This window comes from Streptomyces sp. NBC_01013, from assembly GCF_045162765.1.
GTDB lineage: Bacteria > Actinomycetota > Actinomycetes > Streptomycetales > Streptomycetaceae > Streptomyces.
In genome coordinates this window covers 7,168,031-7,182,782 of the sequence record NZ_CP108687.1, presented here as the reverse complement: position 1 = coordinate 7,182,782, position 14,752 = coordinate 7,168,031, and the positions used below count along the sequence as shown (strand labels likewise).

The 14,752-nt window shown below is 71.2% G+C and carries 15 protein-coding genes, 1 tRNA gene and 1 pseudogene; 7 read left to right on the top strand and 10 right to left on the bottom strand.

The features are described from left to right. Positions 1-3 precede the first annotated feature (3 nt). The 3 genes and pseudogenes from OG538_RS31370 to OG538_RS31360 form a co-directional block, all read right to left on the bottom strand. Complete coding sequence (locus tag OG538_RS31370) at positions 4-849, bottom strand: patatin-like phospholipase family protein (protein WP_406098804.1); 846 nt, start codon at positions 847-849, stop codon at positions 4-6. A 74-nt stretch (positions 850-923) separates the two neighbouring features. Further along, positions 924-2,092, bottom strand: a pseudogene (gene tuf, locus OG538_RS31365) (elongation factor Tu). 468 nt (positions 2,093-2,560) lie between these two features. Next, entirely contained in the window at positions 2,561-3,298 is a 738-nt protein-coding gene (locus OG538_RS31360; protein WP_406098803.1) for a DNA alkylation repair protein, read from the bottom strand. 49 nt (positions 3,299-3,347) lie between these two features. Between OG538_RS31360 and OG538_RS31355 the strand changes: the two genes are divergently transcribed. From OG538_RS31355 to OG538_RS31345, 3 genes are all read left to right on the top strand, one after another. Next, positions 3,348-4,061, top strand: coding sequence for a TVP38/TMEM64 family protein (locus OG538_RS31355; RefSeq protein ID WP_406098802.1), 714 nt, complete (start codon positions 3,348-3,350; stop codon positions 4,059-4,061). A 174-nt stretch (positions 4,062-4,235) separates the two neighbouring features. Next, complete coding sequence (locus tag OG538_RS31350; RefSeq protein ID WP_406098801.1) at positions 4,236-5,108, top strand: undecaprenyl-diphosphate phosphatase; 873 nt, start codon at positions 4,236-4,238, stop codon at positions 5,106-5,108. Between the two features lie 182 nt (positions 5,109-5,290). Next, the gene (locus tag OG538_RS31345) at positions 5,291-5,470 is read left to right on the top strand and encodes a hypothetical protein (protein WP_406098800.1); all 180 of its coding nucleotides are present in this window, start codon (positions 5,291-5,293) and stop codon (positions 5,468-5,470) included. Between the two features lie 211 nt (positions 5,471-5,681). Here the strand turns inward: OG538_RS31345 and OG538_RS31340 are convergent, their stop codons facing one another. Both OG538_RS31340 and OG538_RS31335 read right to left on the bottom strand, forming a co-directional pair. After that, positions 5,682-7,346 carry a TROVE domain-containing protein gene (locus tag OG538_RS31340; RefSeq protein ID WP_406098799.1) on the bottom strand — a complete coding sequence of 555 codons (1,665 nt, stop codon included), beginning with the start codon at positions 7,344-7,346 and terminating at the stop codon, positions 5,682-5,684. A gap of 103 nt (positions 7,347-7,449) precedes the next feature. Next, positions 7,450-7,520, bottom strand: a tRNA-OTHER gene (locus OG538_RS31335). 454 nt (positions 7,521-7,974) lie between these two features. Between OG538_RS31335 and OG538_RS31330 the strand changes: the two genes are divergently transcribed. Next, on the top strand, positions 7,975-8,199 hold the full coding sequence (locus OG538_RS31330) for a hypothetical protein (RefSeq protein ID WP_393055181.1): 225 nt from the start codon (positions 7,975-7,977) through the stop codon (positions 8,197-8,199). 178 nt (positions 8,200-8,377) lie between these two features. Here the strand turns inward: OG538_RS31330 and OG538_RS31325 are convergent, their stop codons facing one another. The 3 genes from OG538_RS31325 to OG538_RS31315 all read right to left on the bottom strand — a co-directional run bounded on the left by OG538_RS31325 (position 8,378) and on the right by OG538_RS31315 (position 9,785). Then, entirely contained in the window at positions 8,378-8,536 is a 159-nt protein-coding gene (locus tag OG538_RS31325) for a hypothetical protein (protein ID WP_406098798.1), read from the bottom strand. Positions 8,537-8,746: 210 nt separating this feature from the next. Then, a complete protein-coding gene (locus OG538_RS31320) occupies positions 8,747-9,367 on the bottom strand; it encodes a flavin reductase family protein (protein ID WP_406098797.1) in 621 nt (206 codons plus the stop codon). A gap of 31 nt (positions 9,368-9,398) precedes the next feature. Next, positions 9,399-9,785, bottom strand: coding sequence for a hypothetical protein (locus tag OG538_RS31315; protein WP_406098796.1), 387 nt, complete (start codon positions 9,783-9,785; stop codon positions 9,399-9,401). 198 nt (positions 9,786-9,983) lie between these two features. Here OG538_RS31315 and OG538_RS31310 point away from each other — a divergent pair, with 198 nt between their 5' ends. The 3 genes from OG538_RS31310 to lnt all read left to right on the top strand — a co-directional run bounded on the left by OG538_RS31310 (position 9,984) and on the right by lnt (position 13,245). Beyond that, the gene (locus OG538_RS31310; protein WP_406098795.1) at positions 9,984-10,850 is read left to right on the top strand and encodes a universal stress protein; all 867 of its coding nucleotides are present in this window, start codon (positions 9,984-9,986) and stop codon (positions 10,848-10,850) included. 126 nt (positions 10,851-10,976) lie between these two features. Continuing rightward, positions 10,977-11,480 carry a nuclear transport factor 2 family protein gene (locus OG538_RS31305; protein WP_406098794.1) on the top strand — a complete coding sequence of 168 codons (504 nt, stop codon included), beginning with the start codon at positions 10,977-10,979 and terminating at the stop codon, positions 11,478-11,480. Between the two features lie 97 nt (positions 11,481-11,577). After that, the gene (lnt, locus tag OG538_RS31300; RefSeq protein ID WP_406098793.1) at positions 11,578-13,245 is read left to right on the top strand and encodes an apolipoprotein N-acyltransferase; all 1,668 of its coding nucleotides are present in this window, start codon (positions 11,578-11,580) and stop codon (positions 13,243-13,245) included. Positions 13,246-13,388: 143 nt separating this feature from the next. On the opposite strand, the gene OG538_RS31295 is transcribed toward lnt, so the two are convergent. Together OG538_RS31295 and OG538_RS31290 are read right to left on the bottom strand one after the other, a co-directional pair. Continuing rightward, positions 13,389-13,745: a hypothetical protein gene (locus OG538_RS31295; protein WP_406098792.1), complete on the bottom strand. Its 357-nt coding sequence runs from the start codon at positions 13,743-13,745 to the stop codon at positions 13,389-13,391. Positions 13,746-13,840: 95 nt separating this feature from the next. Continuing rightward, positions 13,841-14,740: a Gfo/Idh/MocA family protein gene (locus OG538_RS31290; protein WP_406098791.1), complete on the bottom strand. Its 900-nt coding sequence runs from the start codon at positions 14,738-14,740 to the stop codon at positions 13,841-13,843. Positions 14,741-14,752: the final 12 nt, after the last annotated feature.

Here is a 14,752-nt window from a genome sequence, read left to right as displayed (position 1 = left end):
GGATCAGCTGTTCCTGACCGCGGCGACGGCTTCGGTGTGCGCTGCCGACTGGGCCAGTCCGGCACGGGCCGCGGCGGCCCGGCTGCTGGGGTCGAGAGGGTTTCGGCCGAAGGCCTTCTTCGCCGCGGCGTCCGGGGTGATGACCACGGTCCGGGCCCCCCGCGCGGCGAGTTCGTCCGCCTGGGAGCGGGGCGAGGCGATGGCCTTGTTACCGGCGGCCGTCGGCGCGATGACGACCACGCGCTCGTATCCGGCGGCCAGATGGGCATTGGCCGGGGAGTGCACTCCCCCGTCGATCCAGGACCGCCCCCCGAAGGAGGCCACGGGCCAGACGGCGGGAACGGCGCAGCTCGCGGTGACGGCGTCCGCCAGTGACACCTCGCCGTCCTTGTCGAACGTGTGCAGCTCACCGGTGACCGCGTCGACTGCGGTGACGCGGAGCGGACGGTCCGGCCACGCCGGCGAGGGCAGCTTGCTCGCGATGACCGCCTGCCGCTCCTCCGGCGACAGGTCGACGCGGGCCTCACGGGCGATGCGGGCCAGCTTCTGCGCGTACGCCTGCGGTGTGCGCGAGGTCAGCACGGCCCGCGCGTAGCGCAGGACGGTGGCCGCGCCGAGTCTGCCGCCCCGCTCGCCGCCGGCATCGGCGAGCTGGAGTTCGTACAGCTGCGGCAGTCCGATCAGCCCGGAGGCGAGCTGTGCCCCCACGATCGCACCGGCCGAACTGCCGATGATCATGTCTACGGTGGACAGGTCCAGTCCCGCCTTCGCGAGCCCGTGCAGGATTCCGGTCTCCCAGGCGCTCCCGGTGACGCCGCCGGCGCCGAGCACCAATGCTGTGTCTGCCATGCCGTCAGTCTTGCGCACGGCACCGGGTCCGCCTCCCCGGGGTGCGGGAGACGGACCCGGAACGGCCGTGCGGCTCAGAGCAGTCCGGTGACGGTGCCCGCGCCGACGGTGCGGCCGCCCTCACGGATGGCGAAGCCGAGGCCGGACTCCAGCGGCACGTCGCGGCCCAGCTCGACGGTCATGGTGACCGTCTCGCCGGGCCGCGCGACCGCCGCCGCCCCGAGGTCCACGTCGCCGACGACGTCGGCGGTGCGGATGTAGAACTGCGGCCGGTAGCCGGTGGCGACCGGAGTGGTACGGCCGCCCTCGCGCCCCGACAGGACGTACACCTGCGCGGTGAAGCGCCGGCTCGGCGTGACACTCCGGGCGCCGCCACGACGTGACCGCGTCGCACCCGGTCGCGCTCGACCCCGCGCAGGAGCAGCGCGACGTTGTCACCGGCCTCGGCGGACTCCATCGGCTTGCCGAAGGTCTCCAGACCGGTGACGACCGTCTCGATGTCCGCACCGAGCACGGCCACCCGGTCGCCGACGCGCACCGTCCCGCGCTCCACGGCACCGGTGACGACCGTGCCCCGGCCCGTGATGGTCAGGACGTTCTCCACCGACAGCAGGAACGGGGCGTCGGTGTAGCGCACCGGCATCGGTACGTACGTGTCGACGGCGTCGAGCAACGCCTCGACGGCCGCGGTCCAGCGTGGGTCGCCTTCCAGCGCCCGCAGACCCGACACCCGCACGACGGGCACGGTGTCGCCCCCGTACCCGTGCGCGGACAGCAGCTCGCGCACCTCCAGCTCGACCAGGTCGGTCAGCTCGGGGTCACCCGCGTCCGCCTTGTTGAGGGCGACCACGATGTGGTCGACACCGACCTGGCGGGCGAGCAGCACGTGCTCGGCGGTCTGCGGCATGATCCCGTCGAGCGCGGAGACGACGAGGATCGCCCCGTCGAGCTGAGCGGCGCCGGTGACCATGTTCTTGATGTAGTCGGCGTGCCCCGGCATGTCGACGTGCGCGTAGTGGCGGGTACCGGTCTCGTACTCGACGTGCGAGATGTTGATGGTGATACCCCGCTGCGCCTCCTCGGGCGCCCGGTCGATGCGGTCGAACGGGACGAAGGTGCTGGTGCCCCGGTCGCTGAGGACCTTGGTGATGGCGGCGGTCAGGGTGGTCTTGCCGTGGTCGACGTGGCCCATGGTGCCGATGTTGAGGTGCGGCTTGGTGCGCACGTATGCCGTCTTGGGCATGGTTCATTCCTTGGGATGCGAAGCTGGGAGAGAGGACCCCGGGGCCCGGCCGACCCTCCCCTTGCGGGGTCCGCCGGACAGTCGGGGGAGGGTCAGCTTCGGGCGCCGCCGAAGGGCGCTGCGGCAGCGGTGAACGCTGCTGCGACAACTGCTGCGAGAGGGCTCACGGCAGCCTTCGGCGTGTCCGCGACTGCGGACTGCGCTGCGAGGAAGGCGTACCGGAACATGGCTCGATCATCTCCGACGCCTGTCCGCCCGTCGAGCGAATTTCACCGGCCCGCGCGGTCGCTGGTCCCGGCTGAGGGCTGTCCCGCAATTCCTGGTGGATCAGCGCGCGGCGTCGGATGCGGTGCATCGCAAGGCGGAGAGGCGCCCTCATACTGGGCGTATCCGGGCGTTTCGACAACGCGGCGAGGTGCCGTAGCTGTCGTCGTGCGCCCGTCAGGAACTGCGGGCCGGCCCTCAGCCTCAGAGGTGCCTGGTCGCCTCTCGTACGGACAGCGGCGCCAGCCGGACCCGGGCGTCGTCGACGAAGTCCCGTACCGCCTGCGGGTCCGTCCTGGAGTACTCCCGCAGGCACCAGCCGATCGCCTTGCGGATGAAGAAGTCGGGATGGTCGGCGCGGCGCAGGCAGTAGGCGAAGAGCCGGGGCGCGTCGGTGGCCTCCTTGAAGCGCAGTTGATGCAGCAGCGCGGTGCGGACGATCCACAGGTCGTCGTCCTCGATCCACTCGTCCATGCTCCGCCGAAGCTCCGGGTCGGCGGCCACCAGCGGTCCTGCGACATGGGCGGCCAGGGTGTCGACCGTGTCCCACCAGGGCTCGGTGGTGACCAGATGGCGCAGCACCGGAAGGAAGCCGGACGAACAGCGTGCGATGTGACGGCGCAGGTAGTCGGCGGCGAAGTAGTGGTACTCGCGCTCGGGCAGCGCCCAGCAGCGCAGCGCGATGGCGGCGCAGTCCGTCTCCCGAGGGCGTGCCGTGCCGTCGAGGACGGTGCGGGAAAGGGCCCGGCGGCGGGGCGTGGGAATGCCGAGGAACGGTGCGACGTGCTTCATGTACGCGGCGGCCGACCGGGCGCGCACGGGGTCGGCGGCCGAGGGGTACAGCCGCGTCAGTCGCTCCAGCACGGTGTCGGCGAGAGCACTCCGGGGCAGGCCGGGAACCGGTTCGGCGCCGGCCCCGGCCGGGTCGGCCGCATGACTCATAACGGTCACAATACGGCGATCACACAAGGGAGTCGGATACTCTCCCCGAATGCTCGACCCCGTCTCCGCCACCCGGCCCGCCGGTGGTCTCGCCGTGCGTTGCACGCGGGTGCTGCTGTCGCCCTGGTCCCGGTTCTCCCTGCTCGTGGCAGTACTGCTGGCCGCCGCGACGACGATGTTGCTCCTGGAGCCCCAGCGACTGCTGGCCTCCGGCCGGCCGGCCGGGCTGAGCGACGGGGCCGCCGCAGTCGTGCTCTTCGGCCTCGCGTACGGCGTCTGCACGGTGGCCTTCGCACCGAGACCGCTGCTCAATCTCGCCGCCGGCGCACTGTTCGGCTCGCAGGCGGGACTGGCGGCGGCGCTGGCGGGCACGGTGCTGGGGGCGGGCATCTCCTTCATGCTCGGCCGGGTGCTGGGCCAGGAGGCACTGCGCACGCTGCTGCGGGGACGCTGGATGCGGGCGGCGGACGGGCAGCTGAGCAGGCACGGCTTCCGCTCGATGCTGGCGCTGCGGCTGTTCCCCGGGGTTCCGTTCGCCGCCGCCAACTACTGTGCCGCCGTCTCGCGCATGGGGTACCCGCCCTTCCTCGTCGCGACCGGCCTCGGGTCGGTCCCGAACACGGCCGCGTACGTCGTGGCGGGTAGCTCGGCCTCCTCGCCGACCTCACCCGCCTTCCTTGCCGCGATGGGCTTCATCGTGCTGACGGGTGCGGGTGGGGCCTTGGTCGCCTGGCGCCGACGCCACCGGCTGGGCGCGGAGTGATGCGGCGGGCTGTGCGGGGGTAGTCGTCACCGTGTTCATCCGGGGGCGATACGCTGCCCGCGACCGACTGACGATCTCCGGGCCCGGTGCGGCCCTGTCATCACACGACCGCACGCCGCCGACGGCTCGACGCCGTCGGCCGATGCATGATCACTCCGGGATGGCCCAAGCCCCATGAGCTGGTTCGAATCGTTCGTCCTCGGCCTCGTTCAAGGACTGACCGAGTTCCTGCCGATCTCCTCCAGCGCGCACCTGCGGCTCACCGCGGCGTTCGCCGGCTGGCACGATCCTGGCGCGGCGTTCACCGCGATCACCCAGATCGGCACGGAGGCCGCGGTCCTCATCTACTTCCGCAAGGACATCGTCCGCATCGTCTCGGCGTGGTTCAGGTCGCTGACGGACCGTTCGATGCGCAGCGACCACGACGCTCAGATGGGCTGGCTGGTCATCGTCGGCTCCATTCCCATCGGCGTACTCGGTGTGACGTTCAAGGACCAGATCGAGGGCCCGTTCCGTGATCTGCGCCTGATCGCCACCACCCTCATCGTGATGGGCATCGTCCTCGGCATCGCGGACCGCCTGGCCGCGCGCGACGAGACCGGGGGCAAGCACCGGGCGATCAAGGAGCGCAAGTCGCTCAAGGAGCTCGGCGTCAAGGACGGCCTGATCTTCGGCTTCTGCCAGGCGATGGCCCTGATCCCGGGCGTCTCCCGGTCGGGCGCGACGATCAGCGGCGGACTGCTGATGGGATACACCCGTGAGGCGGCGGCGCGTTACTCGTTCCTGCTGGCCGTCCCGGCGGTGCTCGCCTCCGGCGTCTTCGAGCTGAAGGACGCGGGCGAGGGCCATGTGTCGTGGGGGCCGACGATCTTCGCGACCTTCATCGCGTTCGGCGTGGGCTACGCGGTGATCGCGTGGTTCATGAAGTTCATCACGACCAAGAGCTTCATGCCGTTCGTGATCTACCGGATCATTCTGGGCATCGTGCTGTTCATCCTGGTCGGAGCGGGGTCCCTGAGTCCCCACGCGGGCGAATCCGCGGGCTGACAGGCCTTCTCCGGGGCGGTTTCCTCCAGCTTCGAAGCAGAGCCGGCCGAAGGAGTGCAGAGGCGTTTGCGCGCTTCTGGGGCAGTTCGTCTCCCGAACCTCGCAACTCCCGGGCGTACCCGTGGGATCGCGCCCTCGATGCCGTCTGTGCCGTTGCCGGTCCCACGTCGTAGCCTGGGTACATGCCCACTCCCCCTACGCCCGGTACTGCGGCGCGCTCGCTGGCCGCGGTGAACGCGGACATCCGCGCGCTCTGGCGGCGGTCATCGGGACGTCTGTCACCCGAGGGGCGCCGGGAGTACGAGCGGCTCCTCGCCGAGTGGGCGGCCGTCGTACGGGGTGACGCGGTCGAGGCGGCCTGACCTTCGGCTTGTTGTCGGCGCCGCCGTCGAGACTCCGGCCGCGGCAAGCGATCTGAGGGATCAACTGATCGAGCCGGAGCGCGCGACCCGGGCCGAGCAGCAGGCGCAGCGGCTGACCGTGGAGACGGCGGCCCAGGCACGGCCGCAGCCGCCGGTCTCACCCACCCCGATGCCCCCGTCGCCTCCTCAGGCGGCGGGGGCATCGAGTCTTTCAGACAGCCTGCTCGTTCCACGGCCAGGTCGCGTCGCGACCGGCTTCGAGCAGCGGCACCATGCGGAACGCCTGATCGGTGAGCCCGCCGAACGTGTGGCGCCGGCCGATGCCGGACGGGGCGTGCCCCGCCTGGTACCCGGCGAGGTTCCAGGTGTACATCGGCGTCGTCGCCGGGATCGCCTCGGTCACCTCGTGGGCGTCGTGACCGGCCTGTTCGTCGGTGACGACGATGACCCGGTCATGCCCCTTGAACTCCTTACGGATCGCTGCCGCAGTATCGGTGCCGCCGCCGAGGAACCAGCCGCCTTCCTTCCACTTTCGTACGTCGCCGAGGAGTGAGCCGCCGCGGGTGAGAGGGAACGTCTTCGTCTTCGCTCCGGGCAGGTCCTTCCTGTAGTAGCGGGAGGACGAGAACGAGACGACGTCGCCCTGTGCGCACCGGGCACCGAGAGCGATGCCGAACACGGCTGCGGCGTCCCACCGCATCAGGGATCCGTCGCGGGAGAAGGAGGCGTTCATCGAGGTGGACGTGTCCACCAGGATCAGTGTCCGGCCTGTGAGGCGCGGAACGTTGGCCAGGGAGGCGGTCAATGCCTTGTCGAGCGCGTGCCCCCAGCGCAGGGACGGCGCGGCGTTGAACGCGGAGTAGAACCGCATCGGCAGCTGCCTGGACTTCGCGACCTGCTCCGGATCGGCGAGCTTCCGGGCGATTTCCTCGGCGACCTCGTCGGCCACCCCGGCTTCGTCGAAGTTCCGCAGGTTCCGCAGCAGCGCCGTGTAACCCATCGACGGGATCACGGCCTCCCACGCCGCAGCATCCATCGGCCCCTGGAGCCAGCCGGCCAGCGCTTCCCAGGTCATGCCGGCGTGCCGGAGGAAGTCGGCTGCGTCGGGACGCTTGAGCAGGTCGCGCCGCTCGGTCGCGTCCCACTTCGAGATCGCGTTGCGGGCGTGGAGGATCCGGAGCGACTCGGGGATCGGGTTGTCGCGATTGTGGCGACGGTCGATAGCGTGCTCGAACAAGTCACCCTGCCACAGGGCCTTCGGCGCGGGGTGGACGAGTTCGATGACGTCACCGAACCGGTAGCCCTTGCCGGGGGTGTCGTACTTGAGGAGGGACCGCTCGTCGTACAGAGAGCCGAGAGCGTCCTCGATTCCGCGCTTGACGGGCTTCGGAATGCGGCGACCGTGGCGAGAGGTCCAGTAGCCGAGCATCTCGCCGGGCTCGTCGGGGCGCTGCAGGACTGCACCGATGGCCTGCCGATTGAATCCCTTGTCCTGCTGATCGACGGCCATCTGCATGCCGAGCCCGGCGGCGTCGCGGTCCGCGTCGAGGCGTGCCTTGACGAATTCGGCTGCTCCGACCAGGGATGCGGTGCGCATGTTGGCGTCCGCGCGGAGCCATCGGAGGAAGTCGACGCACCATGCCGGGTCGGTGACCGCGAGGGTGTGGACGAGGTGGGTGTACCGGTCGTCGCGGTCGCCACCGCTCTCGTAGAAGGTGTCGGTGCCCACGAAGTTGGACACGGCGAGCATGAACAGTTCGGACTTGGTGTCGCGGAGGTAGCCGGCGCCGCCCCCGTGGGTGGCGGTCCGCTCCCCCGTCGACTTCACGGGCGAACCGACAGCGGGACTGATGCCTCGCCGATTGAAGCGGGACATGGAAGAACCCCTCACCTGGAGGGGAGGTCCAGCAGTGGGGTGCCCGAGATCAAAGCGGTGATCCTACAAAGCGCTCTGGGCCGCTGAGCTACCTCCGGCCCGCTGGGCCGGTGGACGGGATTCGAACCCGCGTCTCTCTCTTAGCAGGAGAAGTAAGGATCACCTGCGCACCGGGCACCTCCCGGTACTGTGCCCCCCGAGATCTGGAACGGGCCCGCCGGACTTTTCAGAGAAGTAGGCGGACCCTGCGCACCGGGAGGTGCATGAAGTCGTGGGCATATTCTCACCCGTACGACTCTCGGCGCAACGGCAATTGGGCCTCAGCGCGTGACCGTGGGGACCATCGGCCCGAAGGACTCTCCCGCACTTCCTGGCGGGCGCACGACGTCGGCTACAACACCTCATCGCGTTGCCGAAACGCCCGAATACTTCTAGTATGCGGGCGCCTCGCCGTCTGGCGAGGCACCGCAGCTGACCCCAGGGCGCTGTGGCCGTTCCCCGAACGCGAGCTTCCGGACGCGCATGACGCCGGCGAGGAGGGCGTCGGCCGCCCGACCCTCGGGTCTCTGTCCCGGTGCCCCCATCCGAACCGGATGCGGGCACACGCCCTTGGCCTCACGCTTGAGGTATGGCTACTCCCCCGATTGTGATCCACCGACCGACACCGTCCGGCGCCCGGCTCGTCACCGTGCACATCGCCGGGCGCGAGGAAAAGCTCGGCCTCGCCCACAGCGATCACGATGTCATCGTGTTCCTCGCCGACGCCGGGATGGCGGACCCGGCACGCGCGCTCGACACCCCGTCCCTCGTCGAGTGGCAGGGCGCCGCCGCCCACGACTTCGCGGCGGCCTGAGCCGTAGCGCGTTCAGACAGCCGGGGCGGTCCGATGAGGCCGCGTGCGGGTTCCCGCCGGCAGATCTTCAGGACCGGCTTCCCCGATGCGCCACACGGACGCGGTTCCCGGATGCCGTGCTGCCCCCGTCCCCGCCGGAGCGGGTACGGGGGCAGCACGGGCCTCGACGCGGGTGGTGTCACTCGGTCTCGACGAAGGGCGGAAGATCGGGTTCGACGAACAGCCCTTGGTAACGCGGTGTCGGTACGGCCTCGACACGGCCCTGGGCCTCGGACGCCGCGCCCGCCGCGCTCTCGTCCGAGCGCCGCTGAACCTGGCGGGGCGGGGTATCAGCCATCGGGTCTCCTGTGATTTCGCAGTTGCTTGTGAGGGCCCCGGGGAGCCGTCCGGTCCTCGGACCGCGGCGGCAACGGGGGGTGGCACCGTCCCGGCCCCACACCCACCAGGGCACCGGTATCCGACGAGGCATGCTGAGACTATCCGTTGTCCCGGGCCCGGCGGTCGGCACCGTCGCCCTGTCCGCTCCTCATTCGCCTGCACAGCCGCGTCAGCGGGCCTCGCGGTCCTCCTGCCACCGGGTGTACGGGATGCGGGAGATCTCCCGTACCCCACCGAACGTGCCCCATTCGTCCTTGCCGAGCCGGGTCAGGGGGCGCAGGGCGGTGACTTCCGGATGCCCGTCCGTCATGACGTCCTCGTCGACCGCTGCGTGCACCACGCGGCCGAACACGACGGTGGAGTCGCCGAGCAGGACCGTGCTGTGCAGCTCGCACTCCAGCGCGACCGGCGAGCCCGCCACACGCGGCGGCTTCACCCGCAGGCTGGGCTCCTGCTCGACGCCCACGGCCTCGAACTCGCTGATGCCGCGCGGGAAGTCGGTTGCCGTGGCGTTGATCTGCTCGAAGAGGTGCTCCGGGGCGAAGTTCACCACGAAGGAGCCCGTCGCCTCGATGTTGCGCAGGGTGTCCTTGCGCCCCACCGAGGTGAACTGCACGACGGGCGGGCTGACGGAGGCGATCGTGAAGAAGGAGTGAGGTGCGAGGTTGGCCGTCTCGCCGTCCGGTGTGACGGTGGAGACCCACGCGATGGGCCGGGGGACGACCACGGCGGTGAGCAGCCGGTAGAACGTGCCGGTGTCGGTGGCCCCGGGATCGAAGTCGATGCGCATGACGCCGAGTATGGCGTCCGGCGCGTCCGTCCTACACCTCGGTGTCCCCCGGGCCGCCCGGCCCCTCGGAACCGAACTGCTCGGCCCGCAGGGCGAGGTCCTGCAGCACGTCGGCGGACGACACGTCCGTCTGCCCCGAGTCGTGCACCTGCGCAAGCATCGCGAACGCCAGAGTGAACGCGCCCACGAGTTGCTCCACCGCTCCGCCGACCTCCCGGCCGACCAGGGCCACCACATCCTCGATCGTGGCGTCCTCGGGGATAGCGATCCGCGGCATCGTCTCGTTGAGGAGTGCGGTCACCACGGTCGAATCGTTGCTGGGGTCGTCACGGTCCGGGTTCTCCTCCAAGAGGCGGCGCATCTCGCCCGCTTCGGTGAGGATGCCGATCACACGTTTCACGACTTCGCTCTGCTCCATCCCGCGAGCATAGGTGCAGGCGCACCGGCCGACGAGGACAACGGGCGTCGGCCGTCCGCCGTGCCGGGTCCGCGGACGGCGGCTCCCGACGTGCTCCCCCTGCAGCCCCCGCCTGCCGGCCTTAGCGTACGAGGCAGGCCGGGGGCCGTGCCCGGCGTACCGGCCCGGGGCACACACCACCGCACTCAGGAGTCAGTCATGACCAGTACCGAGCTTCCCGTGATCGCCTCGGTCGACGGGTCCACGTACAGCCGCGACGCGCTGGACTGGGCGGCTCGTGAGGCGGCCGGACGGGGACTCCCCCTGATGATCGTGCACGTCCGCCTGCTGACCCGGCGCGCCGACCAGGAGGCCCAGCAGCGCGAAGCGGAGGAACTCCTCGCCGAGTCCGTACGCCGTGTGCACCGCATCGCTCCCGGACTGCACCCCACCACGCTCGCTCCGCTCGACTTCCCCTCGGCCGCGCTGGTGTCACTCAGCCGTGACGCGTCGCTCGTCGTGGTCGGTTCGCGCGGGTTGGGCGGGTTCCGCTCCCTGATGCTGGGTTCCAACAGCCTGGCGACCGCCTCGATGGCCAAGTGCCCGGTGGTCGTCGTCAACGGCGGGCGCCCGGATCAGGACCCCGAGGAGAGCGCCACGGAGGTCTTCCCGGACGTCGTCGCCGGGGTGGCCGCGGACGAGAGCAGCGAGGCGGTGCTGGCGTTCGCCTTCGAGACGGCATCGGCCCGGCCCGGGGCGCGGCTGCGGATCGTGCACGGCTGGACGATGTTCTCGTCGATGCTGTCAGGCGGCCCGGTCTTCGACCGGGATGCCGCGGCCGACTCGGCCGAGCGGTCGCTCGCCGAGCTCACAGCCGGGTGGCGCGAGAGGTATCCGCAGGTGGAGGTCATGAAGGAACCGGTCAACGGCTCCGCTTCGCGCACCCTGGTGACCGCCTCCGCGACCGCGGCCCTCACGGTGATCGGCCGGCGCAAGGGCGGCGAGTCCCTCGGCCTGGGACTCTCCCCGGTGGCACAGACGACGCTCACGCACGCACTCGGCCCGGTAGCCGTGGTGCCCTGCTGATCTTCCTCGCGACCGCCACCGCCGCAGGCTCCCGCGGACGGCGGCCGCGACCGGTTCCCGCCGTTCGCCGACCGCCGCTCGTGCACGGCACTTGGCCCCTGACGGCCGTGGGCCCACACTGACCCGATGACGCAGCGCGTGGATCTCTCGACCGTGATGGACCGGCTCTCCATCGATGCAGTGATCACCGGCTACGCGGTGGCGGTGGACGACGGTGCGTGGCCGGACTACCGGGCGCTGTTCACTGCGGACGGCCGCGCCGACTACCGCACGGCGGGCGGCATCGAAGGCTCCGCCACCGAGGTGGCGGAGTGGCTCTCGGAGACGATGACGCTCTTTCCCGTGCGGCAGCACCTGATCGTCAACCGGCGCCTGGACCTTCAGGACCTCGGAGGCTATCCGGGCGACCGCGCCCGGGTTCGGGCCGACTACATGAATCCGATGCGGCTCGTGAGCGGACCGGACGCGGTCCGGAGCACGGACACCGCGGACCGTTCGACAGCACCGAACTTCGTCTCCGGCGGGCGGTACGGATTCGAACTGCTCAGGACCGACGATGGCTGGCGGATCCAGGGCGTGACGGTCCACGAGAAGTGGCGGACCCTGTCGGACTCCCTCACCGCCATGTGATCCGCCCGGGCCGGCTTCCGCTGCTCCACACTGGGGGAACAAACAGGGGAACGGATTCCGGACGACCCCTGCCACCCGGCAGGAGGAGGAGGCACTGATGCCGAGCGGGATCGTGGGGCACGACCGGGCGGGACGGATACTCGGCTCGGCCCTGTGGCGCGGAGGCGCCGCGCTCCTCGCCGGTGCGCTGCCCGCGCTCGCGTTCCCGGCACCGGGACTGTGGTGGTTCGCGTACGTCGCCCTCGTCCCGTTGCTGCTGCTGATCCGGTCCGCCGGTACGGGGCGAAGGGCGGCGCTCGACGGCTGGCTCGGCGGGACGGGCTACATGCTGGCGGTCCATCACTGGCTGATGCCGAGCCTGCATGTGTTCATCGTGATTCTGGCGGCCCTGCTCGGCCTGCTCTGGGCGCCGTGGGGGCTGCTCGTCTCCCGGCTCCTGCGCGGGCCCCTCTCCGGCGGCGGAGTCGTGGCAGCCGTGCTCGTGATCCCGTGCGGCTGGCTGATGATCGAGACGGTTCGGTCCTGGGAGGGGCTCGGCGGCCCCTGGGGGCTCCTGGGCGCGAGTCAGTGGCAGGTGCCGCCGGCGCTCCGGCTGGCGTCGGTGGGAGGGGTGTGGCTGGTGAGCCTGCTGGTGGTGGCGGTGAACACGGCGCTCGCCCTGCTGCTCACCGCCCCCGCTGCCCGGACCATGTCCGCTGTCATGCTCGTCGCGGCCGCCGTGGCCGTGGGTTCGGTGTGGGTGTGGGCGCCGCGGCCGGAGGCGACCGGGACGGCCCGCATCGCCGTCGTCCAGCCCGGTGTCGTCGAGGGGCCGGGCAGCGTGCAGCGCCGCTTCGCGCGCAGCGAGGAGCTGACGCGCTCGCTGGCGGGCCGGGACCTCGACCTGGTCGTGTGGGGTGAGAGCAGCGTGGGCGTCGATCCGGTCCGGCGGCCCGATGTCACCGCCCGGCTCGCCGCACTGTCGCGTCTGGTGGGCGCGGACGTACTGGTGAACGTGGATGCCAGGCAGACCGATGCGTCGGGCCGGACCGGAATCTTCAAGAGCGCCGTGCTGGTGGGTCCGCAGGGGCTGACCGGGGACCGTTACGACAAGATGCGCCTGGTGCCCTTCGGCGAGTACGTCCCGGCCCGCTCGGCGCTCGGCTGGGCCACGTCGATGGGCAGGGCGGCGGGCGAGGACCGCCTGCGCGGTACGGGCCCGGTGACCATGGCCCTGCCCGGAGCGCACGGCCTGCGCATCGGTCCGCTGGTCTGTTTCGAGTCCGCGTTCCCCGACATGAGCCGTCGGCTGACCCGGGACGGCGCCCGGCTGTTGATCGCCCAGTCGTCCACGTCGTCCTTCCAGAACGGCTGGGCGCCCGGCCAGCACGCCTCGCTGGGTGCGCTGCGGGCCGCCGAGAACGGCCGCCCGATGGTGCACGCCACGCTGACGGGCGTCAGTGCGGTGTACGGCCCCGAGGGCGAGCGCGTGGGGGTTCCGCTCGGTACGGACACGAGCGGGGCCGCCGTGTACGGCGTGCCGCTGGCCCGGGGCACGACGCTGTATGTGCGGCTTGGTGACTGGCCGCTCTACGGCGCGCCGGGGGTACTGGCCGCCTTCTGTGCTTTCGAAGGCGTACGGGCCCTGCGCCGGCGCGCACGGGCCGAGCCGGCGGGGGCGTTCGCCGCGGTGGGCGCGGAAGGTGGTGCGGGGTCGAAGGGTTCCACCCGTACTCCCGAGGGGGCCCCAGCTCCGGACGAGGCGCCGGCGGAGTCCGCGCCGTAGTAAGGCCGGGGCCCGGAAGACTGGGCTTCACCGCACGGAGCGGGCCGCTCCGCAAGCCGGGCTGAAGCCGGCCCCACCGCACGGAGTCGGAAGCACCGCCTGGGACCCGCCTCCCCCGCTCCGTGCGGTGGACTTTCCGGCGCTCAGGCCGCGCGGCCCGGTCCGCGCACCGTGACGATGTCGCCCATGGCGTCGACGGTGAGCGCGACCCGTTCCACCCTGTTCGTCACGCCGATGGCCAGCCACACCGGGCCCCAGAAGAAGCAGGTGAAGGCCGTGATCGCTGCGTGCAGGACGTGGTTCGGCCGTCGGCCCCGGACCATGACGATCTGGGTCTCGGAGCGCGACTCCACCCGCCAGCCGCTCGCGATCCGTTGGTTGACCGCCCAGTCGAGGATCAGGGCACGCTGCGTGGCGTCGGGCGGTCGCCCGTCCGCCGAGTAGTACCCCGGAGGCGGCTGGAGCGCACCCCAGCCCTCCGGCTCGCGGTGGAGCTTCACCAGGTCACCTCCACGGGCCGGCGGTCCATCCACCCAGCCTGCATCGGGGCCGCGCCGCACGCATCCGGAGCCGTACCCGGCAGGGACCGGGAGCGCTACGCGCAGTCGAGGTCCCGCAGGACGCGCTCGCACAGCTCGTGCGTCTCCAGGGCGTCCCGGGCGCTCAGCAGCCGTCCGGCGCGGACGGAGTCCAGGAACGACAGGACACTCTGCTCGATCCCCCGCTGTCGGGCGACCGGCACCCAGTCGCCGCGTCGCCGCAGGCTCGGCTGACCCTTGTGGTCGATCACCTCGGCGAGGTTGACCACTTCACGCTTGGAGTCCTGTCCCGAGACCTCCAGCCGTTCCTCCGTCGAGCCGCTGAGCCGGTTCATCGCCCCGATGGCGGTGAAGCCGTCCCCGGCCAGCTGGAGCACGACGTGGTGCATCAGGCCGTCACGGATCCTGGCCCGGACGACGGTGTGCTCGACGGGCCCTGGCACCAGGAAGCGCAGGGTGTCCACCACGTGGATGAAGTCGTCGAGGACCATGGCCCTCGGCTCCTCCGGCAGGCCGACCCGGTTCTTCTGCATGAGGATCAGCTCGCGCGGGTGCTCGACACACTGCGCGTAGCCGGGCGCCACCCGTCGGTTGAAGCCGACCGCCAGGGTGACACCGCGCGCCTCGGCGAGCTCCACCAGGCGCTCGGACTCGGCGAGTTCGTAGGCCAGCGGTTTGTCGACGTAGGTGGGGACGCCCGCTTCGAGCAGCCGGCCGGCGATCTCCGGGTGTACGGCGGTGGGGGCGTGCACGAACGCCGCGTCCAGTCCCTGGGCGAGCAGCGAGTCGAGGTCGGTGTGACACTGCCCGGCCGGAATGCGGTGGGCGGCGGCGACGGAGGCCAGGGTGGCGGGGGTGCGGGTCTGCAGATGCAGTTCGATCCCCGGCACGGTGGTGAGTACCGGCAGGTACGCCTTCTGCGCGATGTCGCCGAGCCCGATGCAGCCGACCTTCACAGGGTCTCCTTC

What these genes read in the sequence shown, in the direction of transcription:
- OG538_RS31370 (WP_406098804.1), bottom strand. Translation starts at nt 849, where the DNA reads ATGGCAGACACAGCATTGGTGCTCGGCGCCGGCGGCGTCACCGGGAGC.
- OG538_RS31340 (WP_406098799.1), bottom strand. Translation starts at nt 7,346, where the DNA reads ATGTCCCGCTTCAATCGGCGAGGCATCAGTCCCGCTGTCGGTTCGCCC.
- OG538_RS31350 (WP_406098801.1), top strand. Translation starts at nt 4,236, where the DNA reads ATGAGCTGGTTCGAATCGTTCGTCCTCGGCCTCGTTCAAGGACTGACC.
- OG538_RS31310 (WP_406098795.1), top strand. Translation starts at nt 9,984, where the DNA reads ATGACCAGTACCGAGCTTCCCGTGATCGCCTCGGTCGACGGGTCCACG.
- OG538_RS31360 (WP_406098803.1), bottom strand. Translation starts at nt 3,298, where the DNA reads ATGAGTCATGCGGCCGACCCGGCCGGGGCCGGCGCCGAACCGGTTCCC.
- OG538_RS31325 (WP_406098798.1), bottom strand. Translation starts at nt 8,536, where the DNA reads ATGGCTGATACCCCGCCCCGCCAGGTTCAGCGGCGCTCGGACGAGAGC.
- OG538_RS31330 (WP_393055181.1), top strand. Translation starts at nt 7,975, where the DNA reads ATGGCTACTCCCCCGATTGTGATCCACCGACCGACACCGTCCGGCGCC.
- OG538_RS31305 (WP_406098794.1), top strand. Translation starts at nt 10,977, where the DNA reads ATGACGCAGCGCGTGGATCTCTCGACCGTGATGGACCGGCTCTCCATC.
- OG538_RS31355 (WP_406098802.1), top strand. Translation starts at nt 3,348, where the DNA reads ATGCTCGACCCCGTCTCCGCCACCCGGCCCGCCGGTGGTCTCGCCGTG.
- OG538_RS31320 (WP_406098797.1), bottom strand. Translation starts at nt 9,367, where the DNA reads ATGCGCATCGACTTCGATCCCGGGGCCACCGACACCGGCACGTTCTAC.
- OG538_RS31345 (WP_406098800.1), top strand. Translation starts at nt 5,291, where the DNA reads ATGCCCACTCCCCCTACGCCCGGTACTGCGGCGCGCTCGCTGGCCGCG.
- lnt (WP_406098793.1), top strand. Translation starts at nt 11,578, where the DNA reads ATGCCGAGCGGGATCGTGGGGCACGACCGGGCGGGACGGATACTCGGC.
- OG538_RS31315 (WP_406098796.1), bottom strand. Translation starts at nt 9,785, where the DNA reads ATGGAGCAGAGCGAAGTCGTGAAACGTGTGATCGGCATCCTCACCGAA.